This is a genomic window from Methylomonas lenta, from assembly GCF_001644015.1.
GTDB classification, from domain to species: domain Bacteria; phylum Pseudomonadota; class Gammaproteobacteria; order Methylococcales; family Methylomonadaceae; genus Methylomonas; species Methylomonas lenta.
In genome coordinates this window covers 1-22,922 of sequence record NZ_LUUI01000049.1, presented here as the reverse complement: position 1 = coordinate 22,922, position 22,922 = coordinate 1, and the positions used below count along the sequence as shown (strand labels likewise).

The 22,922-nt window shown below is 47.7% G+C and carries 21 protein-coding genes and 1 pseudogene; 6 read left to right on the top strand and 16 right to left on the bottom strand.

Annotation, left to right across the window (positions count from 1 at the left end; translation table 11 throughout):
* Positions 1-669: 669 nt before the first annotated feature.
* From A1359_RS03545 to A1359_RS03520, 6 genes are all read left to right on the top strand, one after another.
* Complete coding sequence (locus A1359_RS03545; RefSeq protein WP_066978113.1) at positions 670-1,125, top strand: JAB domain-containing protein; 456 nt, start codon at positions 670-672, stop codon at positions 1,123-1,125.
* 62 nt (positions 1,126-1,187) lie between these two features.
* A complete protein-coding gene (locus A1359_RS03540; RefSeq protein WP_066978110.1) occupies positions 1,188-1,538 on the top strand; it encodes a hypothetical protein in 351 nt (116 codons plus the stop codon).
* Between the two features lie 240 nt (positions 1,539-1,778).
* Complete coding sequence (locus tag A1359_RS03535; RefSeq protein WP_198159259.1) at positions 1,779-2,114, top strand: type II toxin-antitoxin system RelE/ParE family toxin; 336 nt, start codon at positions 1,779-1,781, stop codon at positions 2,112-2,114.
* Positions 2,111-2,437 carry a transcriptional regulator gene (locus A1359_RS03530; protein WP_066978107.1) on the top strand — a complete coding sequence of 109 codons (327 nt, stop codon included), beginning with the start codon at positions 2,111-2,113 and terminating at the stop codon, positions 2,435-2,437. Before A1359_RS03535 ends, A1359_RS03530 begins: the two co-directional genes overlap by 4 nt.
* A 120-nt stretch (positions 2,438-2,557) precedes the next feature.
* Positions 2,558-4,564 carry a site-specific DNA-methyltransferase gene (locus A1359_RS03525; RefSeq protein ID WP_083960476.1) on the top strand — a complete coding sequence of 669 codons (2,007 nt, stop codon included), beginning with the start codon at positions 2,558-2,560 and terminating at the stop codon, positions 4,562-4,564.
* On the top strand, positions 4,564-6,870 hold the full coding sequence (locus tag A1359_RS03520) for a DEAD/DEAH box helicase family protein (RefSeq protein WP_083960474.1): 2,307 nt from the start codon (positions 4,564-4,566) through the stop codon (positions 6,868-6,870). Before A1359_RS03525 ends, A1359_RS03520 begins: the two co-directional genes overlap by 1 nt.
* A gap of 21 nt (positions 6,871-6,891) precedes the next feature.
* Here A1359_RS03520 and A1359_RS23010 read toward each other — a convergent pair whose 3' ends face one another.
* The 16 genes and pseudogenes from A1359_RS23010 to A1359_RS22670 form a co-directional block, all read right to left on the bottom strand.
* Entirely contained in the window at positions 6,892-7,467 is a 576-nt protein-coding gene (locus A1359_RS23010) for an OmpA family protein (RefSeq protein WP_232322094.1), read from the bottom strand.
* Positions 7,468-7,583: 116 nt separating this feature from the next.
* A complete protein-coding gene (locus A1359_RS03510) occupies positions 7,584-9,425 on the bottom strand; it encodes an LPD7 domain-containing protein (RefSeq protein WP_066978098.1) in 1,842 nt (613 codons plus the stop codon).
* Between the two features lie 17 nt (positions 9,426-9,442).
* Positions 9,443-10,102 (bottom strand): KfrB domain-containing protein, encoded by a 660-nt coding sequence (locus tag A1359_RS03505; protein ID WP_066978095.1) that lies wholly within the window; start codon positions 10,100-10,102, stop codon positions 9,443-9,445.
* A 110-nt stretch (positions 10,103-10,212) separates the two neighbouring features.
* The gene (locus A1359_RS03500; RefSeq protein ID WP_066978093.1) at positions 10,213-12,675 is read right to left on the bottom strand and encodes a type IV secretory system conjugative DNA transfer family protein; all 2,463 of its coding nucleotides are present in this window, start codon (positions 12,673-12,675) and stop codon (positions 10,213-10,215) included.
* A gap of 175 nt (positions 12,676-12,850) precedes the next feature.
* Positions 12,851-13,921 (bottom strand): P-type DNA transfer ATPase VirB11, encoded by a 1,071-nt coding sequence (gene virB11 / locus A1359_RS03495; protein ID WP_066978089.1) that lies wholly within the window; start codon positions 13,919-13,921, stop codon positions 12,851-12,853.
* Positions 13,902-15,044: a type IV secretion system protein VirB10 gene (gene virB10, locus A1359_RS03490; protein WP_066978086.1), complete on the bottom strand. Its 1,143-nt coding sequence runs from the start codon at positions 15,042-15,044 to the stop codon at positions 13,902-13,904. Before virB10 ends, virB11 begins: the two co-directional genes overlap by 20 nt.
* A complete protein-coding gene (virB9, locus tag A1359_RS03485; RefSeq protein ID WP_066978083.1) occupies positions 15,037-15,921 on the bottom strand; it encodes a P-type conjugative transfer protein VirB9 in 885 nt (294 codons plus the stop codon). The genes virB10 and virB9 overlap by 8 nt, the downstream gene beginning before the upstream one ends.
* Positions 15,918-16,601, bottom strand: a complete 684-nt coding sequence (locus tag A1359_RS03480) for a virB8 family protein (protein WP_066978080.1) — start codon at positions 16,599-16,601, stop codon at positions 15,918-15,920. Before A1359_RS03480 ends, virB9 begins: the two co-directional genes overlap by 4 nt.
* A gap of 2 nt (positions 16,602-16,603) precedes the next feature.
* The gene (locus tag A1359_RS22220; protein ID WP_157200450.1) at positions 16,604-16,765 is read right to left on the bottom strand and encodes a conjugal transfer protein TraI; all 162 of its coding nucleotides are present in this window, start codon (positions 16,763-16,765) and stop codon (positions 16,604-16,606) included.
* Between the two features lie 144 nt (positions 16,766-16,909).
* Positions 16,910-17,992 (bottom strand): type IV secretion system protein, encoded by a 1,083-nt coding sequence (locus A1359_RS03475; RefSeq protein WP_066978078.1) that lies wholly within the window; start codon positions 17,990-17,992, stop codon positions 16,910-16,912.
* A 9-nt stretch (positions 17,993-18,001) separates the two neighbouring features.
* Positions 18,002-18,343 (bottom strand): EexN family lipoprotein, encoded by a 342-nt coding sequence (locus A1359_RS03470; protein ID WP_232322093.1) that lies wholly within the window; start codon positions 18,341-18,343, stop codon positions 18,002-18,004.
* Positions 18,344-18,384: 41 nt separating this feature from the next.
* Entirely contained in the window at positions 18,385-19,086 is a 702-nt protein-coding gene (virB5, locus tag A1359_RS03465; protein WP_066978075.1) for a P-type DNA transfer protein VirB5, read from the bottom strand.
* 12 nt (positions 19,087-19,098) lie between these two features.
* Positions 19,099-21,591: a VirB4 family type IV secretion/conjugal transfer ATPase gene (locus A1359_RS03460; RefSeq protein ID WP_066978073.1), complete on the bottom strand. Its 2,493-nt coding sequence runs from the start codon at positions 21,589-21,591 to the stop codon at positions 19,099-19,101.
* 6 nt (positions 21,592-21,597) lie between these two features.
* A complete protein-coding gene (locus A1359_RS03455; protein WP_066978070.1) occupies positions 21,598-21,945 on the bottom strand; it encodes a type IV secretion system protein VirB3 in 348 nt (115 codons plus the stop codon).
* Between the two features lie 32 nt (positions 21,946-21,977).
* Positions 21,978-22,256: a TrbC/VirB2 family protein gene (locus tag A1359_RS03450; RefSeq protein ID WP_198159257.1), complete on the bottom strand. Its 279-nt coding sequence runs from the start codon at positions 22,254-22,256 to the stop codon at positions 21,978-21,980.
* Positions 22,257-22,427: 171 nt separating this feature from the next.
* A pseudogene (locus tag A1359_RS22670) lies at positions 22,428-22,922 on the bottom strand (hypothetical protein); the annotation flags it as partial.

Sequence of the window (22,922 nt, the reverse complement as noted above, 5' to 3'; positions counted from 1 at the left end):
CTCCAGCCCGGGAGTATGCCCCGTTAAGCATAGATAAGGTGCGGCGATGCCGCGCTTTATTTTGATTCCCCGCTTCCCTGAACCCTTAATCCCGATTGCACACAAGCATTTATAGGCGCTGAAATTGTCTTGCCTTATTTTGAAGTGGTTTTGAAATCGCTTGACATACGCCCCAATGGGGCGTATTATCAGAATCAGGCCGGGCAATTCCGCCAAGGCCATGTTTCCGGAGAAGCCGATGAAACCCGTTAGAAAAATCAGAACAATCGAAACCGCCAGAACCCGCCAATTGAATGCCCGTCAAATGGTTAGAAAGGTCGTTGATGCACAAAACAAACGCGACGCCTAAACCGGGATATTCAAATGACAACTAATAATGATCTATCTGAAAAAGAATGGTTGGAAGACTCGAAAACTGGGCGTTTTAGCCGTGTTGCGGTTGGGTTGGAGGACTCCACTTGGGTATGCAATACATGCGGCCAAGACGGTGCCGATCCGTGGGAATATGGCTGCGAGAACTGCGGCGAGGAAGCAGATATATACTAGCCGCAAATGCGAACAATATTTCGGTAAAGAAAGGTAATTAGTGGTTGACATACGCCCCAATGGGGCGTACTATAACAATCAGGCCGGGCAATCCCGCCAAGGCCATTTTTCCGGAGTTACCTAATGACCTCTTTAACAGCCGATCAAATCGCTACCATTGATTCCGCCATTGCTATTCTGGGCGGGTTGTATAAAAAACAAGACCTGTTGGCAACTTCGCCTGATCGCGTTAAACAGTTTTGCCAAGTACAGGCCGCACACCTCGAACACGAAGTTTTTGGGGTGTTGTTACTGGATAATCAGCACTGGTTGATTAAGTCAGTAATTTTGTTTCGTGGCACGATAGACGGCGCTGGTGTTTATCCTCGTGAAGTAGTGAAAGAGGTGCTTTCCGTTAATTCGGCGGCTTGTATTTTCTTTCACAATCACCCTTCGGGCCTGGCTGAGCCTTCCGATGCTGATCGCCGTATTACTACCCGCTTGATCGATGCGTTAAAGCTGATCGATGTTCGGGTTTTGGATCATTTAATCGTTACCTGTAACGGTGCTTACAGCTTCGCAGAAGCCGGACTTTTATAAACTTTTTGAGGGGCGGCTTACGCCGCCCCTTTATCACTTTTGATGTTTTGCAGGGGTTTTTTATGGAAACAGTACCTATTTATGATGTGGGCGGATCGTTGCCGATTTCGCTTGAAGCTTTTCGAAATAGACCGTGTGCTTTGCCTTTCAGTCACGCGGCATACATGCCGCCTACGCCCGAAGAAGTGGATAGATTGATTGATTTGGCTGGGTGGTCACAAAATGTCACTGCCAAGCTTGTGGGTGTTGCTTACAATCCTAAAAAGGGGTCGTCAACAGTGCGAAAATGGAAAGCCGCAGTAGAAAAAGACGACTCGCGCGAGATACCGTATTCCGCGTGGCGGTTGATGTTGATTTATGCTGGTGTTGTAACCATTGATGATGGATTGGCGGCGTTGAATATACATAGCTGATGAGGCAAACAAATGAACACTACAGCATTCATATTAATTAGCGATGTTTTAATCATTATTTTGGGCATTATATTGTTTAAACGAGCAATCATTGGTCCGCAGAGACAGTTTGCAATGGGCAGTAAACTATACTTTTTATAACCAGTTACCGTTACAAATAGCCATCCCTGTTGCCGTGGTTATAAATGCCAACCTGTTCTTTCCTGTTGAAGTATGGTAACTTATAGGTTACTATTGCGGATGATTAAACTTCAGGAATACACAAGCACGGACGGATGCAGCCCTTTTGCGGATTGGTTCAATGATCTGGATGCGCCTGCCGCCGCCAAGATTGCGACTGCGCTTATTCGGGTAGAACAGGGCAATTTTTCAAATGCGAAGGGAGTTGGTGCGGGAGTTTTAGAATATCGCGTCGATTTTGGTGCCGGTTACAGAATTTATTTTGGGAAAGACGGCGAACGGCTTGTGATCTTGTTGGCTGGTGGCACGAAGAAGCGTCAACAACGCGACATCGAAGCCGCTCAAGCCAGGTGGGAAGATTACAAACAACGCAAGAAACACAGAGGTGGAAAATGACATTAACACGCAATTTCAAAGAAACCGTGATAACTCGTATCGAACGTGATGAAGAGTTTCGTGACGCGCTTTTCCGTGAGGGGATTGATTGTCTGTTGTCTGGTGATGTGGATACCGGAAAGGCAGTTTTGCGCGATTATATCAATGCGACAATCGGCTTTGAAAATCTTAGCGAGGCTACCAATACCCCACCTAAAAGTCTTATGCGTATGTTCAGCCAGAAAGGGAATCCGCAAGCTAAAAACTTGTTTGCGGTGATCTCTCATCTTCAAACACAGAGCGGTGTTCATCTTGAAGTTAGAGCTGTGAAATATGGGACATGAAATAAATAAAGCGCATTGGCCTCATGCTTGCCATGCGACAAAAAACCTACCACCACCAACCCACCACGAATAATGGCGTTCCGCCGATTCCCTTAAAAGACAATAAATAACAGGATGAAAATGACCTTCACCACTGACAATCTTGAGGCTCTGGAAAAGCTAGATAAGGATGATTTAGTAAAGATGCTGAAAACCATGATGAGTGGTGGTGTTGTGCTGAATTTTCACGGCAAACGCACAGCGCAGGAGATAGATAAAAAAGTCCGCCCACGCCAGACGCAGATTATCAAAAAACTTTGCGTTGGAACGCAAGAAGATCAAGCCCGCAATATGATTATTGAAGGCGAGAACCTTCAGGCAATGGTGACGCTCTATAAGGAAAGGGGCCAGGTTGATTTAATCCTGACTGACCCACCTTATAACACCGGACAATATTTCCGTTATAACGACCGTTGGGATAATGACCCCAACGATCCAGAGTTAGGGCAAGTTGTAAAGCTGGAAGATGGTTCACGACATACAAAATGGATGAAGGCTATGCTTCCGCGTCTTAACATGATGAAGGCTATGCTAAAACCCAATGGCGTTTTGGCTATTTGCATAGATGATAACGAGCTTTTTCACCTTGGCATGATGCTAGATGAAATTTTTGGGGAAGAAAATCGCATAGCGATTATTAACTGGCAAAAATCTTACGCACCAAAGAATGATAGTAAGCATGTTTCTACTGCGACGGAATATGTTTTGGTTTACGCAAAAGATAAGTCCCTTGCTAAAACGGGTTTAGAAGAACGCACCGATGGGATGAATAAAAAATACAGGAATCTGGACGAAGACCCTGATGGCGCTTGGCGTTCAAGTGACGCTACTGTTTCTACGCCATCGGCAAAAGACCGATATGCTATACAATCACCATTCACTGGCGAATTGCATTATCCTGGATCACGAGCTTGGACCTTCCCTAAAAAATCTATCAAATACTTATTAGAGCAATGGGGTTCCGATTTCGTTGAGGTAGATTTGAATGATGGCCGTCCCAAAGCACTTCTATTGAAAGGCTCCCTAATCCCTAAAACTATCCAGCGTGCGGCGCTTGATAATAACCCAGTCGTAAGCGATCAAAAAATAATGAGTTCACCTGTAATTGCAGCGGCAAAAAGCGAAGCTGAGAAAGTATTGAAAAAAGGGACTTGGCCTCAGTTATATTTCGGCGATTTGGGAACAGGAAGGCCTGCCGTAAAGCGATACTTAAACCAAGTGAAAAAAGGCAAGGTTCCATTAACATATTGGGCTGCTGATGAATATGACGAGATACTAGAGATTGGTTCTCAATCTTGGGATCATGAAGAATCTGGGCACTCACAATCAGGGATTAATGAGCTAAATTCAATTGTCGGTAAAGGACATGGCTTTGATACGGTTAAGCCGCTAAAGCTTTTTAAAAAAATCATTCATTTGTGGTGTCCGTCGAATGGACTGGTGCTTGATCCTTATGCCGGTTCTGGTACTACCGGCCATGCAGTATTAGAGCTAAATTACGAGGCGGAGACAAACCGGCGCTTTATTCTTGTTGAACAGGGTAGTCCAGAACGTGGTGATAAATATGCCCGTAGTTTGACCCAAGAGAGACTGAAACGCGTCATCACTGGTGAGCGACCGAACAATAAGAAGAATTCGCCTGTTATGGCCAACCCGTTAGGCAATGGTTTTCAATTCCGAATGCTTACCAAGAAAATCGACTCAAAGACCGTCCTTACCATGCGGAAAGACGAGTTGATTGATGTAGTTATTACATCCCATTGGGAAAATGGAAAGCGCGGCGGCAGTTGCCTTATCCGTGTGGAAGAACATGGATATAAATATCTGGTCGGGAAAAATGAGCAGAATGAAGGCTATTTTCTGATATGGAACGGTGGCGAACAAGTAGGCCAGCTCGATACCGAAACCTATGCTACCGTCATTCAGGAAGGTAAAAAAGCCGGGTTAAAGCAGCCCTTCCATGTTTATGCTCGCTACGAAATATACCAATCGAAGAATGTTATTTTCTACAAGATACCTGACAAAATCTTGGCTCATCTGGGCCTGAATGAAAACAACGATAGTTTCAATGAAGAAGGGGATGAATAATGGAGCTTTTCCCCTTCCAAATAGGTGCCGCGACAGAAATAGCAGATAAATACGCAACCTACGCACAAGACCCGTTAATGAAAACCCGCACCTGTATGGTGCCATTTTATCAAAACCTTAGTTCTATAACAGGCAGCGGTAAGACGCTTATTTTAGCGGATGCTATAGCGCAAATTAGAAGCCACCTTCCAACGGAACCGATTGTTTTGTGGCTTTCCAAGGGCAAGGTTGTTGTGTGGCAGACCTACACAAACCTTTCCGCAGGAAAATACTCCGAACTGGTATCGGGCTTCACTGTGAAGCCCCTGATGGAATGTGGGCATTCCGATATTGAATCCCCTACTTCCGGCCTGATTTTGGTTGCAACCGTAGGTAAATTTAATCAAAGGGACAAAGAAGAAGGTGGTAGGAAAATATATCAACTGGCCCTAGATTTATCAGATATGTCGCTTTGGGAGATGCTGAAACAACGGCGGGATTCTGCTGGAAGACGGCGGCCTTTTATCGTCGTATATGACGAAGGTCATAATCTTTCCAACCAGCAAACAGAGCTTCTTTTAGAGTTGGAACCGGATGCACTCATTGCAGCTAGCGCCACCATGCGAATTCCTGAAGCCTTGTCTTCGACAATCTCACGGCTACGCCAGGATAAAAAATGGAATGACCATCATTTTGTGACCGCCGTCAAAAGCAGCAATGTGGTTCAATCCGGCCTGGTAAAACAGCATATTTTGTTAGGGGGCTATGTAACCCCGATGGAAATAGCGATTGATGAAATGCTGGATAGTATGCACCGCACTGAGGCTTCGGCCGCGCATCTAGGCTTACCTTTTCAGCCAAAGGCTATCTATGTCAGCAATACGAATATGGTGTCGGGCAAGGGCAATGTTGATATTGTACACACACCATTTAAAAATCGCCAAGCACGCCCTATTCTTATTTGGCGACATCTTGTGGAGAGTCACAAGATTGATCCCGCGAAAATCGCCGTTTATTGCAATCTAAAATTTGATCCTAAATTCCCTCCTCCCCCTGGATTTAATCTGTTTGCCGGTGGTGATTCTGACTACGATAAATTTATCGCGGGAGACTTTCAGCATATTATTTTCAATCTCACCTTGCAGGAAGGTTGGGACGATCCGGCATGTTACTTTGCCTATATCGATAAAGATATGGGTTCAAAAGAGCAAGTGACGCAGATCGTCGGCCGCGTGTTGAGACAGCCGCAAGCGCTGCATTACTCAGACCCTAACTTGAATACAGCGCATTTTTATATCAGAACCGATGAAAAGAGTGTTTTTGAAGAAGTATTGCACGAGGTGAGAAGCAAAATTGCCGCTGAAGCGCCAGAGATCAACCTAACTGTTTTTACCGGAAATAAAGGCACAGCCAGCAGGCTAGAAGTGCCGCCAAAGAAAGTGCGCCAGCTCCCCGAAGTTTCCATTGATTCCCATTATGCCATTACGCCCATCAAGAAAATTATAAGTGCTATCCATGACTATAAAAACAACACAGTTGAAACGGTTGGCAAGGGAGGACGTATCCAAATTCTACAAACGATAGGCGTCCAGGGAAAAGAACACGAAGAATGGGTTGAGGTAGAACATAGCAACCGCGTCACAGCCCGTTGGGTTTTTACGCGGGAAATACAAAAAACATACGCGAAAGCCGTCAATTTGTGCGACATCGAGGAAACAAAATTTGATGCGCTTGTTGAATATAATAGTCCGGCAGCTGAACACATCAAGGAAGCGGCAAGAAAGGTAGTTGCGGCTTATATCGAGCATTCAAGTGTCATCCAGAATTTCGTGAACCCTATAGAAGTCCCTGCCCTTCCAGTCGATCCAGCCAAAGTCACGAATTTTAATTTTGCGCTGCATGAGAGCTATAGCGACCTAAACGGATTGGAAAAAGAATTTGCCAACGCGATCGACAAGACTCAGCGTGTTTGGTTTCGCAATACGTCGAGAGGGCTATTTGAGATCCCCCTTCTCACCAGCGGCGGCACAAAGAATTTTAATCCTGATTTTGTTGTCTGGATGGATAAAGCCATTATCGCTATCGACACTAAAGGCGACCATCTCATAGTTGGAGATGCAGGGCGAAAACTGTTTTTTATCAATAAAACGGGCAATGGAGCCGACCTGATAATCCGCTTAGTTACTCGTGGTACATGGAATGACCATATAGAAAAAACAGATGCGGTGGGTTTCACTGTTTGGGGATTACGGCAAGGGAAACCCCATCCGTTACATGCGGATTCTGTAAATGATGCGGTGGAAATGTGCTTACGGCCGCAGGCATAAGTAGGGGTTTGAGTGGGTAACTTAATTAGTCTCGGTGTGTACTTCGATTTCTACACGGCGATTTTGAGCGCGGCCGGTAACTGAACTGTTGTCGGCCACATAATCACCGGCCGACAAGTAATTAACAGAAATAATCAAAGGCGATACGCCGTGATTCACTAAATATCGTTGTGCAGATAGGGCGCGGTTTAGTGCGACCTGTTCATCGGCGGCGCTGGCATGTTGGCCGTCAGTTCTGCCGCGTACCACAATACGTTTTGCATTGGTCAATAGCGGCAGGAGCGTTTCAGTTTGATTTATTGCCGGATTAAACTTGGTACCGTTAAATGGGAACATAACGCTAACCGTTTGCGACGTGAGTAACGGTATTGGCGTTGGGGCGGGTGTTGGGTTGAGAACCACAGACGATGTAGTGTTTTGCTCACGCAATTGCAAAAGTTCTTGGGTTTGGGCTAATTGAGCGCGAAGCGCTAATAGTTCGGCTGTCTCCCGACTGTTTACTGGGTGCCTGTCGCTGCCGTCAACGACGGGCGGCACCGGCAACGACGAGCAGGCGGCCATTAGAACCGCGCTAGACATAATTGCTATTTTTCGCATATTTATGAACTCCAATTTAAGTAATATTATGATACCAATATTATATATATTGGTTTTCATTATGCAATATGATTACGCTGAAATTGTCTTGCAAGACAGTTTCAGCGTTATGTTCGTTACCGGGTGCGCTCTGTTCTCTGAACTTGCGGGCTTATCTGTTCAGGCAGTTTCTGTTTAGGCTGTTTTGCTGCATTTTTGTCGTACATCGGTACTTCTGGGACTTTGCCTAGCTGCTCGCGCTCTACCAGCCGAGCGCCTACCGCCGCTTTTAAGATTTGTTGATTAGCGGGGTCTTTGACTTTTGAGTCGATCAGAGTCGCGGCCACTGCCTCAACAACCTTGGCTTTATCCGATATTTGTACTTCCCAGGTATTACGATTTGTCTCGATTGGTTTTTTCCCGATAACCTTACCTGCTTCGTCACGATCTAATGCCTCAACAACCACACGTTCCTTACCTTTGAATTCCAGTTTTACCTCGTCGCCGGTCTTCGCTTTTGAATCAGACATTGCGCGATTTAGGTCCACTCCCCAGACGGTCTTTTCACCGGCTTTAGTGTCAAGCTTCACAAAATAACTTTGTTTTTCTTCAGGGTCGTGGTTGTATTTGGCCGGGCCATGCTCAAGCACACGACCACTAAATGTGCGAGAATCGGCCTCCACGGCCTTTTTCGTCTCAACCTGTGGCGCTGGCTTGTCCGTTGTCTTTTCTGCTGGTTCTTGACGCTCTGAGGCGGCATTACGACCGCGCCCCGGTGCATCCTGTTCAACGACATTTTTCATGGTATGCTCCCGCCGTGCGTCGAGCATTTTTAAGTCTTGCTCATTGGGTTTAAATCCTCTAACTTCAAGCCCGCGTAGACTTGCCTCCATCCATACTTCCCGCTGAAAGTCGGGATGGCCGGATACCTTGATAGTTTTCCACCCCTTGGCCTCCGCCATTGTTGCCATTGCTTTAGCTACTCGTTCATCGTTTGACGCTGATACGATCTTCTCGCCCTTGTCTTTAAACGCGATTTGCCCAGGCTGGTCTTTAAAATGAAATTTGGCACCGGATACGCGAAACTGATGATGTAATTGTTCCATCAGTTCGATTTGACGATTTTTCTCCCGTTCGGTGAATTGTTGATCTTGCCTGTCGGCGGTATTGTTTGTGCGTTCAGCAACGTCATTGACTGTATCTTGCTCGGTTGCTTTTTCCGACAGGTTTTCGACATCAATACGCTTACCTTCGGCAAGCGTACCAAGATGATTTTGTTCACCCGCTAACTGGTCGCGGTCACGCTGACGATTTTGCGCGGCACGCGCAACAGCATCAGCACCGTCAATGAAAAGCTCCTTTTCAGTCACCGGTTCAACAATGTTTTTTTCGTTGGTCGTTTCCCGAGCGGCGCTTATGGAGTCCAGTTCTGCAACTCGCACGGCAATAGGTGATATTTGGGGCGGATTCCGTAAATAGCCGGAGTGCGCTACTTCAAGGCCTGTTTTGTAATTAGGGAATTCACGGGTGTTATCGGCAATTACTACTGCCGCAAGCTCCTGCATTTTCGGGTCTTGAATACGCAGAAAGGCGCTGGCATCCGCCAGGGCTAGTTTTCTGTCGATGTTATGGTCTACATCTTGTCCAGCTTGCGCCCTCAGTTGAGCGCGTTTAGATATTTCACCAATACTATCTTGATCGATACCAGACTGTACTTCGGCAAGAGTTTTGCCGTCGTCACGCTTCCATTCACCATCAATCTTACTGATTTGCGATACCTCTCTATCGGCGGTATAACCTTGAAATCGTGTAAAGCCGAGCTGGTCGGCCTTTGCAATCATTTCGTTCGCGGTACTAATGAGGTATTTTGCATCATTAAACGGGTCTTGTACTCCGTAACGATGTTGGGCCTTTGATAGGTCGTTTTGGATTTGTTCGACCAGTTTTGTTTCGCTTGTGCTATTAATTTGTGCTTCCATTATTTTATCCCTTTTCGCTATCGTTCAATGCCGGTTTCGGTCTGCTTGCCTTGTTCAGGTGCGGACTCGGTACGGCGTTGGTTGGCTTCTGGTTGCTGCTTATTGACGACCTGCTCAGTCACGTTATTTAAGTGCTTCATAAAGGCCTGCCGCTGAATTGGATTCTTGATATTGGTGTCGGCATATTCGGCGGCTTTTTTCAAAAACTCATCCGGCTTGATGGTTTTTTCGCCGGGTTCCTGTTTTGATTCGACGTTTTGAGTTTTATCAGTCCAGGGATAGGCTTTTGCCTTGTCGTTGGTGTAGTGAATTTGAATGTTGGTACCATTTAGGCTTTTTTTCGCATCCAGCGTAGGCAATGCAGCGCCTTGGAAGGCGATATTTTGTTTTTCATGGACGATTGCAAACAAACGATCTTTCCCGACCGCTTGAACCAGATAATTGTCATTGTTCAGAATGACGGGGCCGTAATAACTGCCGTTTTCTTTGGCCGCTGAAATAGATGCGGTAACTTCGTTTCCTTGGCCGTCTTTAATTCGGTTTCCACCCGCGTCAAGTGGGTTTAGCTTGTTTATGGAGTAGTCCCGAATTTCCTTCGGAACGTCATCGATCTTCGACAAATATTTGCCGGGGTTTTTTTTCTTTGGTTCTGCTGGTTGAGTCGTGCGGTCAGTCATGATGAGGCTCCTTGGTGATAACAATATGCGGCTCTCGATAAAGCCGCTCTTGGGCTGCGCCCGTATTGACCTATGCCCTTTCGAGCATCAATCAAATTCATTGCCTTAATTCAATCGCGCTCTTTTGGTGGAATGGGCTTTTCAAGCACACTTAAATCAAGTATTGGTTCATCGATCCAGCTCGGGTAGTCCGCCGACTCTTCGGCTGCCATGGCGGCAAGCATTTCCGTTTCGTCCATTATTCCGTCATCGTCCGGATAAAAGTCTTCCATCATGCCCGCGAGTTCGTCATCCAATGGTTCCACGCGTTCGATTTCATTGATTGCTTGGGCGTCTAACGCTTCGAGTTCTTCATCGCTAGGCCGCTCACTTACGCCGTCCTCGTCGTGGTGTTTTGTTGGGCTGCTTGGCCCAAAGATGTTGTCGAGGAATGTTTCAAGGCGTTCATCATCAATGCCGTTGCCGACATCGGCCTTTGGTTGCTGGTCGGCCTCGACTTCTTCATATTCGTTCACGGCATCAAGAGCGCTGAAAAAGTCATCGACAAATGCTTCAATTTCTTCAGGCTGTAAATCGGGTCCGGTTGGAACCGGAATTCTCGATGCATCGATGGCGAGCTTACTAAGGTCGATACCTTTTGAAATGTCTGCTGTCGTCATTGGCCGACTGCGTTCTTGCACGATAGCATCGTGCAAATCAAGATCGATTAGTGGAATGGCGCTTGCCAGTTCCCCTTTGCCCCAGGTCGCTTCTAAAAGGTCTTTAGAGGGCTTTGCCTTGATGTTGATACCTTTCTTGCGGAGCCATTTTCGAATAGGCGTGTTATCTAGTGCCGCAAGTGTGGGCGATACCGATTTAAGGCGGTCAATGAATACATGATCCGCGTAATAGGCGATCTTTTCGCATTGGATAGGTTTGGTGTTTTCCAGATTGATAATCTGCTTCCGAAGGCTCATTTCCTTGAGTTCTTGCGGGAGCATCAAGGCTCGTTTTTGGTCTGACTCGGATTCGCTGTGGCCTCCCTCGTTGCGGCCGCCGCGTTGCCGGCTCAATCCTTTCGCCTTAAATGTGTAATAGCCCAGCATTTCCGAATACTCGTTTGCATCGCTTTGTTTTCGGGGTGTATATAGGATTTGCAGGGCATGGTTCGTTATCAACGTCCCGGCCCCTTCGCGGCCATAACCTTTCCGGGGTTCGGCTTCAATCTGAGACGGCGACTGAATGATGGTTAGCATTCGCATACCGTACCCGGCCATGTAGGAATTGGATTTGTCGATAATGCCGATCCGGCCAGGTGCGGCGAATTCATCCATCAACATTAGACATTGATATTTAAGCTCCGGCTTCGAATACAGTAGGTCATCGGTGTTGAGATTCACTAGCTGAGAGAAAAACAGATTGAGCAACAATTCGGCTTCAGCAAGCTTGTTAGCGGGAATGCCTAGATAGATAGACATGCGCCGTTTGCGCACGTCTCGTAGATCGAAGTCGTTGGCGCTAGTCGCGGCATCGACAATCGGGCTAACCCAAATGGTCAACGGTGCGTTAAACGTGGTGAGAATGCTAGACAGTGTGTTATCCGACGTGCATGTAAAGCGATTCAGAGCATCAACACATTCCATTGACAACGGCGGTAAACCCTCGCCATCCCAAAGGAGAACTGGAACCAGTGTTTTTGTAATAACGCCGTCTTCGTCTACTTCTTCGACTTCTCTGTAGTTGCGGGTGACAATTAGGTTTTGAAGGTACGTTTTGATTGGTTGACCTTTACCGGACGATTGCCGAAGAAGCTCGCCAAACGTGCGAGGCAGCCCCGGTGTTTCGCATAGGTACAAGGTCAAACCCAGAAACAGATTTCGGGCGGTATCGTCAAAAAATGAATCCCTGCTTGCGCCAGGATATAGCGCGTAACCAATGGCTAGGATTTCTGTTACGCGAAGCCGCGGATTGTTGCTAATGTAGCCCAGTGGGTTATAACGGTGTGTCCGTCCATCCGCCGCGAACGGATTGAATAAGTAAACTTCTTGCCCGTGGCGAGCGCGAAACTTAGAGGTAATCATGAAGTTTTCCAGCTTCACATCCAGCACAACCAACGACTCCGAAAAATTCAATAAATTCGGTATAACAATGCCAACACCTTTGCCTGTTCGAGTCCCTGCTGCCAGTAGAACGAACTGCATACCAGGGAAGAGTAAAAACCGCCCCTTCCATTTGCCTACAATGATTCCATCATTACCTAATAGACCGGCTTTCTCTATCTCGCTGGTGTTCGCAAAGCGGGCTTCGCCATGCAACGTGCGAACTTCGCGCATTAAGTCACTAATTACCAGAAGAGGCGCACCGTAACCGATAACGGCCGCAATGATTCCGGACACCTTCAGCCGCTTAAAGATGATCGGATCATCCTGATAGTATTGATAGTATGTCCACCAAGTTAACCATTCGGTTTTATCGAACGGGTTTGTCTTGCTAAGCACAAAGAACATAAAGCCGGCTAACCACACAATGGCTATTGTTGCGGCGGCAAATACTACGATTCCGATTAACCATTTAACCCATTTAGGCATTTCCATCGTTCAGTCCTTATTTACACGCTTGGTGACATTTCAAGTGACCAGGTAAGCTTGTTTTGTCGCCAGTTGAATAATTTGGAGACAGCGAGACGCGCCGGCGGACGCGTGTTTGTCTCCAATGGTGACAGTGACGCGCGATCGATGTCGGCCGCCGGTCGCCAATTGCACGTACACGCTATGCGCCGACATCCGGGGAAGGTTTGCGTTTAAGCGTCGGCTCAAACCACACTTCTGTAATATGTCGGCCAGCGCCCCCTTCTGTATCGTTGTGGATATGAATCACCACATCGACTACCAAATACAGTAAGCGGCGTATAACAGGGTAGGGCAGGGTTCGGCCTTGACGGTTTTGTAGAATCATCAACGCCAAACGCTCGAATGCGAGTTGCGGCGATCCTGCGTGTAAACTGGTAATGCTGCCACCATGCCCGGACGCGGCCACATTGATAAAATCGAATGTTTCAGCACCGCGCAATTCTGCAAGCAGAATGCGAGTAGGCTTCATCCGTAGGCAGCTTTTTAGCAACGCCGCCGCCGTTACCAGTGCGTTTTCTTCCTCTTTGGCCTCGCTTGGATAGAATAGGTGTACATGATTAGGGTGTGATGGCAAGAACAATTCCGGCACATCTTCTATCGTAATGATGCGCTGGTTTGATGGTATTTCTTCCATCAAGGACTTCATGAACGTTGTTTTGCCCGATCCCGTTTCACCCGCTACAACAATGACCTTTTCAAGTTGAACTGCGCGACGTAGGAATTGCATGTAATCATGGCTTTCCTTGAGGCGTAACAGTTCCTTTTCATCTTCGTTCAATTCGCTGGCTATTGGCCGAATGTGGTTGAAAAAACCTTGCTTTTCATAGTCCGCTAAGGTTCGAACATTAAAAGATGGCTTCCGGATCGTGACTGAAATCGTGCCATGTTCACATGCTGGCGGTAGCACGATTTGAACACGTTCACCACCAGGCAGGATGGCCGATAAAATCGGCCTTGTGTCTGACACGTCATTATTAGCAAATTTGGCCGTTGCGGTCGCTAATGACATCAAGTGTTCGAATGTGAGTTCAGGCACTTCGTGCTTTTCCCACACGTTTTGCCTTTCGCACCACACTTCAAAAGGTCTGTTTACCACAACTTCGGTAATTTGAGGGTCGGCCATCCATTCGCGAACGAACTCCAAATGGTAATTGACAGACGTGGCCCGGTTCACTTCACCGGCAATGTAATCATTGGGCTGCTGAGACATCGTATACACTCGAAAAGTTAAGGTCACGGGCAACATAAATGCCGACTTGTTCACCCTGATTTTTGTACAGGGTTGGTGGAATATTGATGGAATTGCGCAAGGCTTCTGTGGCTACGTTTTGGGCGCTGTTTTGGCCGCCGCCACCGTTAAAGTTCTGCTGAAGGCCCGCTTGACTGCTTAGATTTCCGACATAACTTGATAGGCCTTGTGCAGCGCTGTTAATAAATGTCAGTAGCAAGGCTCCGCCAAATCTATCCCAGAAATGGTTGTCAATGTAGCCAGGCAGGCCGGAGCCGCCGAGTTGGTCGGTACCCGGCGAATCGAGCGCTATTACAATGCCGTTTGGGGTTTTGATGCGATTCCATAGCACGAATATTCGAGCCATCCCGTGTTTCAGGTTTGACTGATATTCGCCAGTGACAGTAGAACCGCGTTCGAGTAACAACACTTTGCCGTTGTCACTGTAAATATTGCGGGTAATCACACAGGCGGTCATACCCGGCACGGTTGAATCCAGCCTAGTTTGCAATGCACAGTCGATAAAACTACCCTTCGCAAGGATGAAATTGCGGTTCCCCAGAGTGCCGGCAGACCTTGGCGGTGTGCGTGTCGAGGTTAATAGTGCCGCCATTTCGCCTGGCGCTTCATGTTGCAATGTCGGCGATGCGGCTCCGGACGCTACGCTGGCATCTTGGTTTTTTGCGCCCCCGACCATCATGATTGATCCGGATTTGTCTAATACTTGTGGCGGTTTGCTGTCTGCCATTTGTGAGTGTCCGGATTTATCAAACACGATTGGCGGTTTGTTTTCCGCAATGGGAATCACGGCCGGTACCGGCGTAGCGGGTGCCGCCTGTGGTTTAGCGGGAAGGTCGGTAAAGGTGCGTGATGGCACTGCACTTGTGATTTGCATTTCCTTTTGGGCGGTATTTTGCGCGTTGCGCTCTTGGTTAATCTGGTATTTCCAGTAACCCAGACTTCCAGCCAGAACGATGAATAGCAAAATGAAAAAGACGATCACCCCGCGTGTTGCGGTTGACGGTCCCCGCTCGTTGACACTGGGCATCCCTCGTTCACCTTCGAACGCATGTAGTTCGGTTTCTTGGTGGTTTACTTCATTCATGATTTGTCTCCTCTCCTGAAATAATGACGCGCTTCACTCCCGGTACCGTTGTGCCCTCATTTGCCGGTACACCGTCGATGTCGTAACTATCGTTATAAATACCGACGACCGCATTACCCAGTCTTAAAACCAATTCGGACGCGACGCGCTGAATGACCATTACGTCTTTGTCTACATGCGTATTCACTAGACTTTCGGTTTTATCGGCGGCCACCAGAAACACAGCCGGGAAATCCCTGTTGTTCGGGAACTTGAGGTAGGTAAACCGGCCATCGTCATAAGCTAGAGTTGGCGCGATGCCCTCAGAATCCGGCCCGACTTGCATGGAATAATTCCAATTTCGAGGGGCTGTTTTGGCATCCAGCTTCACTTTGGCGGCTTTCGCTTCTAATGCTTTTTTTGCTTTTTCCGCTTCTTCCTCCGGATAACGGAATTCGACACGGTAAGATATTCGCTGATTGGTGGCTGGTGCGCCGCTATTGGAGCCAGGGAGAAGATGCAAATCAAAGTCGTATAGCCGCAAGTTCGTTTTCACGAGCAAGTTGGTATTCCATGTTCCGGCCTCGGGCGGCATAGACGGCTGCCCGTTTTCGCCTTTGATAGATTGCGGTTTAATGTATAAAACGTTTTCGCGGTCTTGGAAATTCCAACCTTGCGTAAATCCGGATGCTATATCCAGAACGTTTTCACCAGGGCTAAAAACGACTCGGGTACTAATGCCCGGCACTGTTCGGACGACAACGACATCACCGGCATTGTAATCAACATGCTGGATTCTGTTGTCGTACTTCGAGCTTTGCGGAATGTCCACCGCGATAGTGGCCGCGCTGTGCAACGCCAGCGCAATTGCAATAGAAAGCGTAAGGTTGCGGATCATTGTTTGCCTCCAGTCATTTCAGGATCGACGCGATAACTCAGCACTTGGAAACCAAACGGATTAACCAGGCGTTGACTTTCTTTAATGATGGAAGGATTGCGATATTCAAACGCTATTGTTGCCACCCAAGACGTGGTAGCCCCCGGCCCTTCTTCGTCCACTCGCTTTGTCGTTTTTATAAACCGAACAGTGCCGGTGTCTGCGCCAGATGGCACAACGCTGATGACTTTCACGGTTGCACGGATTTTTTCGCCGTAGCGTTTATCGAGCGCCTCTTTTCCTTCGAACAGTTCGGCATACTCTTTGCCGACATTGGGCGACGACAACAGACCTACTTTGTCATAGTCCTGTTGTAGCGTGTGCCAGTCGTAGGTTTCACGAGCAAGGACGTATTGAGCCAGCCAATACTTATCCATTACCTCGTCACCAGTCACTTTCTTGTCTTCCATTGCGGTTACGATGTCAGGCACACCAGTTGCGTTGTCAACGCGGACAACATAGGCTTCTGTTGTCTTCAGGGGCATCATGAAGACGATTGCAAGCCACGATAGAACGGTCATGATTGTGGCCGCAATAGCGACAGTCCAGGCTCGCCGCTCGGATCGCTCCCTCTCTAACGTTTTAGAAGCCTCCCAATTCATGGCTTCATCGTGCAAACTGTTGGGTTTACTTTCTGGCATGACTACTCTCCTGTTGGTTTAGTGGTTGCTTCTGGCGCCGTCATTCCGGGTACCTGTTTGTTAATGGGTACCCGCTGGGTGCCGTCTAACGTGGGCAGTGTTCCTGTTCGCCCAGCGCAACCGGTTAGCGCCGCAGTAAAAAATATGACGATTGCGAGTTTCATAATTGTTATCCGTGATTGGTTGTTGACGGGTACCATTATATATCAATTTGGAAACCAAAGTATAGTAATTTGGTATTTAAAAGACAAAATAAACCGCTCTTCTCCAATAGAAAAGAGCGGTTTATTTTCGAATAGCTCTAGGGCTTACTGTTTGATGCTGCCGCCGCTTGCGCGACCCCAGTTCTTGCCCATGTTTTGGGCGACGTGTTGACGGTACGCTGGGTTCCACATCGTGTTACCGGCTATTAGATGGTTGCCACGGCGAGCCGTCGTCATCATTCCAGACTGCATATCTCGGCGGGTACTCATTGGGTTAATCATATTGCCCACGCTTTTCGTTGCATTAAGGCCGCCTGTAACGGGCATCATCAGGTGGCGAATTCCCATCGCCGCCATTGATATGCCGCCAGCCAAGCCGGATGCCATGCCGCCTACCTGCAACAAGATCCAAAGGAGGACACCAGTAAGAGCGCCGATCTGCATAGCCGCAAACATTGGATTACTGTCGCCACTCCCTGAAAAGTCGGCGGCAGCCACAAAAGTATCGTAGGCTGTCATTGCGAACGTCATGACGATAGCTGTGATAACGACAGTAAGCGTGTAATTCATCACCTGTGCAAACCAACTATCAAAAAATCTAGCTGTAATAGGAAACATCAAACTCATGACAAATATCGGCCCAAGGGCGAACATGACTGCAACCGCGAACTTCGCTACGATAATTACAGCACCGCCTATCATGGAAACCAATATTGTGCCTATCGCTACAGTAACGCCAGCGGCAAACCAGCCCAACGCCGATCCTACGTTAAAACCCGCTTCATCAGCTTTTTGAAAACATTGCTCGACAATTGCAATGCCCTTGCCGAGTGATGTATCAAGCGTTTCATAGACGGAACCCGCTGGCGCTCCACCAGTGGCCATAGCATCTGATAATCCAGTTTCCAATCCTTCGAATGCCACCATTATGCCATTGACATAACCGTCTACTGTCAATGCGAACACGGCAATAATGCTGATTTTTATGCACTGCTTAACGAACGTCCAAAATGACGACTCCACCGCGCCGGTTGCAATCGCATAGCCAGTGAGTGTGATATATAGTGTGACGCCTGTTAAGGCCACTAACTGTAAGGCGGTCATCAAATTCGTAGCGGCCGGTGTAACAAATACATCGGTTGCGTTTTTGACGGTATCGCCAATAAACTGAAAAACCATCGGGTCCATATAGATGTCCTATTTATGCTGCTTGAGGTCGGCGGCCGTCAAGGGCGCTACTTTGATAGCGCCCCCTCTTGAAGCCCATACACTGGATGCGTCGGCGCGGCTTGCGTTTATGCAATTAGGTGTCGCACCAAGCTGACCGGGGTTATTGTGGCACTTTGTTAACATACTATGACGCTCCGTGTTATGCGCCTTGTACCAGTCAACAGTTTGAACTGTCTCCACGGTTTGTATCGCTTGTGCAGTTGAATCTTTCGGAGTATCCGCCGCCGATGAATCAGTTTTTTCTTCCTTGCACCCTGCCATTACTGACAACATAAATGCCGCCACTAACAATATTGCTGTTCTATTCATGATTCACTCCTTATGTTTTCATGGCGGCAGGTGTGCCGCACCTATGGATTATTAAAAGTAATTGGTTGAGCGGAAATGCCCTTTGTAGCCGACCAGGTTCTAGCGTTCATTTCTCGCTTATTCTGTTGCTGCATCTTATCTTCTGCGGATGCTACCATTGCATACATCTGAAGCTTGGTTTGCTCGTTTTGGATATTGGCCTGTTCGGTTGCGATCCTGGCTTGCAGCTCGGCAATGGCTTTCGGGTCTTGGGTGTCATTGACTTTAGCCATAAGCTGGTCAATTTGATCCATACGATCTTGCGCTTTGCTGTACGCATCCAATGCAAAGCCTTTATCTTGCGCACCTTTCACGGCCGCCGCTTCACACGATAAGCGTTCGTCGTCAATCGTTATGTGCTTACAACTATCGAAAACTTGGTTATACATCGTTTTTGCGGTACCCGATAAACCAGCATAGCCGCCTTGCTTCACGCTGTCATAAACTTTTTGCCAGTCTTGCGGTAAGTAGTTCCGTAGCGCCGGGTTGTTCATAATGGTGCCCAGGTCGCGGGAACCGGTGAAGCTTTGGTATGTATTCTTTAGCTGCGTAACCTGATTTTTAGCCTCGGTTAATTGTTTGCCTAGCGTCGAGGCTTGAGCGGCGAGCTGTCCAATTGCGGCCATATCAATGACCGCTTCCTGTGCTTGCCCCGTTGATGCAAATAGAGCCGAAAGTGCCACATAAAGAATAGTTTTTTTCATAAAATCACCTCATTACTTCGATTTAGAGGACGCCACGCGAGCCTTGCGGCGCTCATGGAATACTGGGAGCCACACATTCGGATCATCGCCCACTTCGGCGGTGATCGTATCAAGCAGTTCGACGTTATCGACACTACCAGATAGGATTGCCAGCTCATCATCGAAGCCGGCGAGATCGAGGCGGCCAATCATCGATTGATGGCCTTGTTTAATAATGAACATTCGGCTTTCTTCGCCCATGTTCTTGATAATTTCGAATTCGGCTTCGGATACCTTGAAGCCGTTGACGTATTCATTAAAATCGGCTTTTGGATTCGGCAAATAAATTTCCGTCGCTACCTGTTGCACGAGGGCTGAAGCGATTTTTGAATTCAATAGGCTGCTAGGCATTTGTGTTGCGAACACGCCGAAGCCATTTTGCTTACGGATCGTAAGCTGCTTGTTGCCGGCGAATTCCGAGAAGGCCTCATCATCAACCCATTTCCACGCTTCATCCATCCAGTAAATAAACCGCCGTCCATCAATGACCGACTCCATTCGATGCAGCAAATACATTGAAATTGGTGTGCGAACATCGGCATTATCAAGAAAGTGAGTGCCATCAAATCCGTAATTCGTATGAGTGGTGAAATCGATTACATCGGTCGGACAATCTAACACCCAGGCAAACGGCCCTTGTCGGCCGTTGCCATCGTCATAACACCAACGTGAAAGCCGCTTCACAATACTGTTTTCGCGATCTTCCTTATCGGTACCTTCTGTCATGTTCTGAATAACCGTTGATAAACGGCGAATCCCGACAGGCATATTCATGACGGTGCGAACTGCTTGGCTGATCCGTAGCTCGTCAGACGTTGTAACCCGCTGGCCCTCCCCTGATACCAAGGAGCGAACGAGTTTTTCCAAAAACAAAACGTTTGCTTCGCTCTTTTCCATTTGAAAGGGATTAAAGCCTGTCGGCACCCCGTTTTTGATAGAAAGATATTTGCCACCGATGGCTTTAATACAAAGCTTAGCGCCCTCATCTTTGTCGAAAAAGACTGATGTAAATCCAAGCGGTGCATTGGTTTTGTATTTTTGTACCTGCATTAGCAGTGTATTCATTAAAACCGTTTTACCAACTCCTGATTGCCCAATAATCCGGGTATTACCAAGCACTTTTTTATCGTAAGCGTCCTCGTCGCCTTTTGAGTAATGGCAGTTGACATACAGTGGTTGGCCTGACGGTGTTTTGGCTATCATAATGGCCTGTCCCCACGGATTGCCATCGCGTTTACCGGCGCGGAAATTATGAAAGCTGGACATGCCGGCGAAATTCTTGCTCGTAAGGCCGGCTACGCGTGGCCGATAGCTCCAATTGCACGGCAATTGCGCGTAAAATGCGGCATCCGTTGCGGTCGCCACCAGGGCGGCCAGAAATCCCTGATTCTGAATAATCGTCATTGCAGATGTAGTGTTTCGCCGAACCTTTTCAACGGATTCGCCAAAGATCATGAGTGAATAGTGATATTCGCCCATGACAAACTCACCCTGAATCAATTGATCGATGGCTATGCGCATCTCTTCAATTTGCGTGGCGCTGCCGTCTTCTGCGTTCTGGAGCTGCCCAAGTTGCTTCTCAAGAAACTCCTTACCCTGCCGTTTTGCCATGAAACTGTAAGATTGAGTTACGACGTACTCATAATCCTCATACATCAGTCCATTCAAGATGCCTGCTTCCGTGTGAGAGTTATAATCTTTAAAGTCGATACATTGAGCAAAACGTGTTTTTGTCGGAGAGCGAATTTCAATAGTCTCTGTACCGACGAAAACCCAGGCGGTACCAAGGTATTCGTTAAGCGGGGCTTTTGGCACACGTACTTTTTGCCATTCACCAGACACCAGGAAATTCAAAAATGACAGGGCATGAGAAAACAGTACGCCGTTTTCTTCATAGGTCGTTAATTCTTCAGGTTTACCGCCTTGTTTTTCATCCGGCCCATACCGGCGCAAACTCGATTCGACTTGATACGCGATGTCGTCTAGTTTACGGATTGCGGCACGTTGATCCGCCATGATTTGCGCGTGTGTGCGCCGCCCTGCCCTCACAAACGCTTTATCGATTCTTGATGGATTCGGCCGATACACTACAGTCAAATACAGTTCGTTTGCCATCATTCGATAACCGGCAAATGAATCGTAATATTTTTTGTCGAAGTCGCGGCAGAATTCGTTATCAAACGAAGATTTCAATCGGTCCGATGTTTGTCGGTGGACGCAATGCGACCACAGAGCAACATTACTTGAACCAATTGAACGGTACAGGGTATTCAATTGCTCTTTGCGTAATAGGATTTCATCGGCGTCGGCCGTCTCAAAACTGATGCCGGCCAATTTCCAGATACGCATATAATCGCCATCTTTCGTGACGATGGTATTTGCCGATACGTGGCTACTGTATGGCAAAAACGGCGCTACAGCCCTCTCGTGGTTGGTTTGATGAAAATATTTAGGTTGCGCTGACATATCGCCTCACTTGATGCGTTGTTTGAAGGGGATAGGACTGTAGGCGGATGCCTTCCAGAATTCGCCGTTTCGGTTGCAGTGAAATAACCGGTTCAGCAATGGGCGATTAACACCCCTAAACATGATTCTCAGCCCCAACAATCGAAATTGCTGGTCATCATGTTTGGTGATGAGTTGCATTACCACGATGAGCGGAATAAGCAGCAACGAGACAAGTAGGGATGTCCAAATCGATATTAGTACGACCGTTCCGGTCACGATGGTGAGTGGTACAAGTGGTACGCCCAACACCATAGCCGGCCGGGTACATCCTTTAAACAGTGGGTCGCGCGGATCGTCTTCCATTTGGTTCATTGTTCACTCCTTTACGTTGCTGCTTATTCAGACTAACCCAGCAGATACGCGGCTAACTCGGCGGCACCGCCGACCAGTAAACCGCCGCCCAAAATTTTGCCCACTTCTGCGATGTCCGCGTGTTTGAACAAAAACTTATAGCCCGCCCACATGATGGCGCAGGTCACAACTGCAATAGCGATGCCTTGCAGGACGGCTAACACGTTTTGGACAAACGTGTTCACCTTGTCCAATCCGCCCGCCGCAAATGCAGGCTCAACTGCTAGCAGGGCCAGCAGAGCAATAGCGCTTAATACTGTTACTCTCTTCATTGTCATTTCATACTCCAGGTTTATAAAAAATTGCTTGGTAATGCCCCGGCTTAACGCCGGATTTAGTTACGCTTGACGGTCATTTCTTGGTAATTTCCCTCATAAGTTGAATGGTTGTTGTAGGTTGTCAGTATAAACCAAAATATAGTAATTTGGTATAGTTATTTATAGCTATTTGGTTAGTTTTGGTGTTCGTTTTATGGGCTTGCCGTCCTTATCGTCCATAACGGTTTTGCAGCCGTCTTTGTATCCACTGCACCCCCACCAGTAGCCGTATTGGCCCTTGCGACGGCACATAACTCGCCCGCAATCAGGGCAAGGCGCGGTTTTAACTGCTAGAGGCTTGCCTTTAGCGTCATCAAGGAAGGTTTTGCAATCTGTACTCGTGCAAAACCAACCAAAACCACCCTTCGGCTTGCCCGTTTCCTTGTCTTTTTTTCGGTAGCGCCTTAGTGGCGCTGTCTTGCATGTTGGGCAGGTATGCACAACGGACTCAACGGGCTTGCCGTCTTTGTCATCCATGAAATGCTTGCATTCTTCGCTTGAACAGGCCCATAAGTAGCCGCTGCCTGTTTTGCGTTTAAAGCGGCGCATGGTCCCGGTTTCGCACACCGTACAGGTGTGGGTTTTTCGCTCAATCGGTTTATTGTGCGTATTCCAGTGAAA

Coding starts and splice junctions, on each gene's coding strand:
- A1359_RS03460 (WP_066978073.1), bottom strand. CDS start 21,591: ATGTCAGCGCAACCTAAATATTTTCATCAAACCAACCACGAGAGGGCT.
- A1359_RS03470 (WP_232322093.1), bottom strand. CDS start 18,343: ATGAATAGAACAGCAATATTGTTAGTGGCGGCATTTATGTTGTCAGTA.
- A1359_RS22220 (WP_157200450.1), bottom strand. CDS start 16,765: ATGAAACTCGCAATCGTCATATTTTTTACTGCGGCGCTAACCGGTTGC.
- virB5 (WP_066978075.1), bottom strand. CDS start 19,086: ATGAAAAAAACTATTCTTTATGTGGCACTTTCGGCTCTATTTGCATCA.
- A1359_RS03480 (WP_066978080.1), bottom strand. CDS start 16,601: ATGCCAGAAAGTAAACCCAACAGTTTGCACGATGAAGCCATGAATTGG.
- A1359_RS03535 (WP_198159259.1), top strand. CDS start 1,779: ATGATTAAACTTCAGGAATACACAAGCACGGACGGATGCAGCCCTTTT.
- A1359_RS03505 (WP_066978095.1), bottom strand. CDS start 10,102: ATGACTGACCGCACGACTCAACCAGCAGAACCAAAGAAAAAAAACCCC.
- virB11 (WP_066978089.1), bottom strand. CDS start 13,921: ATGTCTCAGCAGCCCAATGATTACATTGCCGGTGAAGTGAACCGGGCC.
- virB10 (WP_066978086.1), bottom strand. CDS start 15,044: ATGAATGAAGTAAACCACCAAGAAACCGAACTACATGCGTTCGAAGGT.
- virB9 (WP_066978083.1), bottom strand. CDS start 15,921: ATGATCCGCAACCTTACGCTTTCTATTGCAATTGCGCTGGCGTTGCAC.
- A1359_RS03525 (WP_083960476.1), top strand. CDS start 2,558: ATGACCTTCACCACTGACAATCTTGAGGCTCTGGAAAAGCTAGATAAG.
- A1359_RS23010 (WP_232322094.1), bottom strand. CDS start 7,467: ATGCGAAAAATAGCAATTATGTCTAGCGCGGTTCTAATGGCCGCCTGC.
- A1359_RS03545 (WP_066978113.1), top strand. CDS start 670: ATGACCTCTTTAACAGCCGATCAAATCGCTACCATTGATTCCGCCATT.
- A1359_RS03450 (WP_198159257.1), bottom strand. CDS start 22,256: ATGAAGAGAGTAACAGTATTAAGCGCTATTGCTCTGCTGGCCCTGCTA.
- A1359_RS03475 (WP_066978078.1), bottom strand. CDS start 17,992: ATGGACCCGATGGTTTTTCAGTTTATTGGCGATACCGTCAAAAACGCA.
- A1359_RS03530 (WP_066978107.1), top strand. CDS start 2,111: ATGACATTAACACGCAATTTCAAAGAAACCGTGATAACTCGTATCGAA.
- A1359_RS03500 (WP_066978093.1), bottom strand. CDS start 12,675: ATGGAAATGCCTAAATGGGTTAAATGGTTAATCGGAATCGTAGTATTT.
- A1359_RS03510 (WP_066978098.1), bottom strand. CDS start 9,425: ATGGAAGCACAAATTAATAGCACAAGCGAAACAAAACTGGTCGAACAA.
- A1359_RS03520 (WP_083960474.1), top strand. CDS start 4,564: ATGGAGCTTTTCCCCTTCCAAATAGGTGCCGCGACAGAAATAGCAGAT.
- A1359_RS03540 (WP_066978110.1), top strand. CDS start 1,188: ATGGAAACAGTACCTATTTATGATGTGGGCGGATCGTTGCCGATTTCG.
- A1359_RS03455 (WP_066978070.1), bottom strand. CDS start 21,945: ATGAACCAAATGGAAGACGATCCGCGCGACCCACTGTTTAAAGGATGT.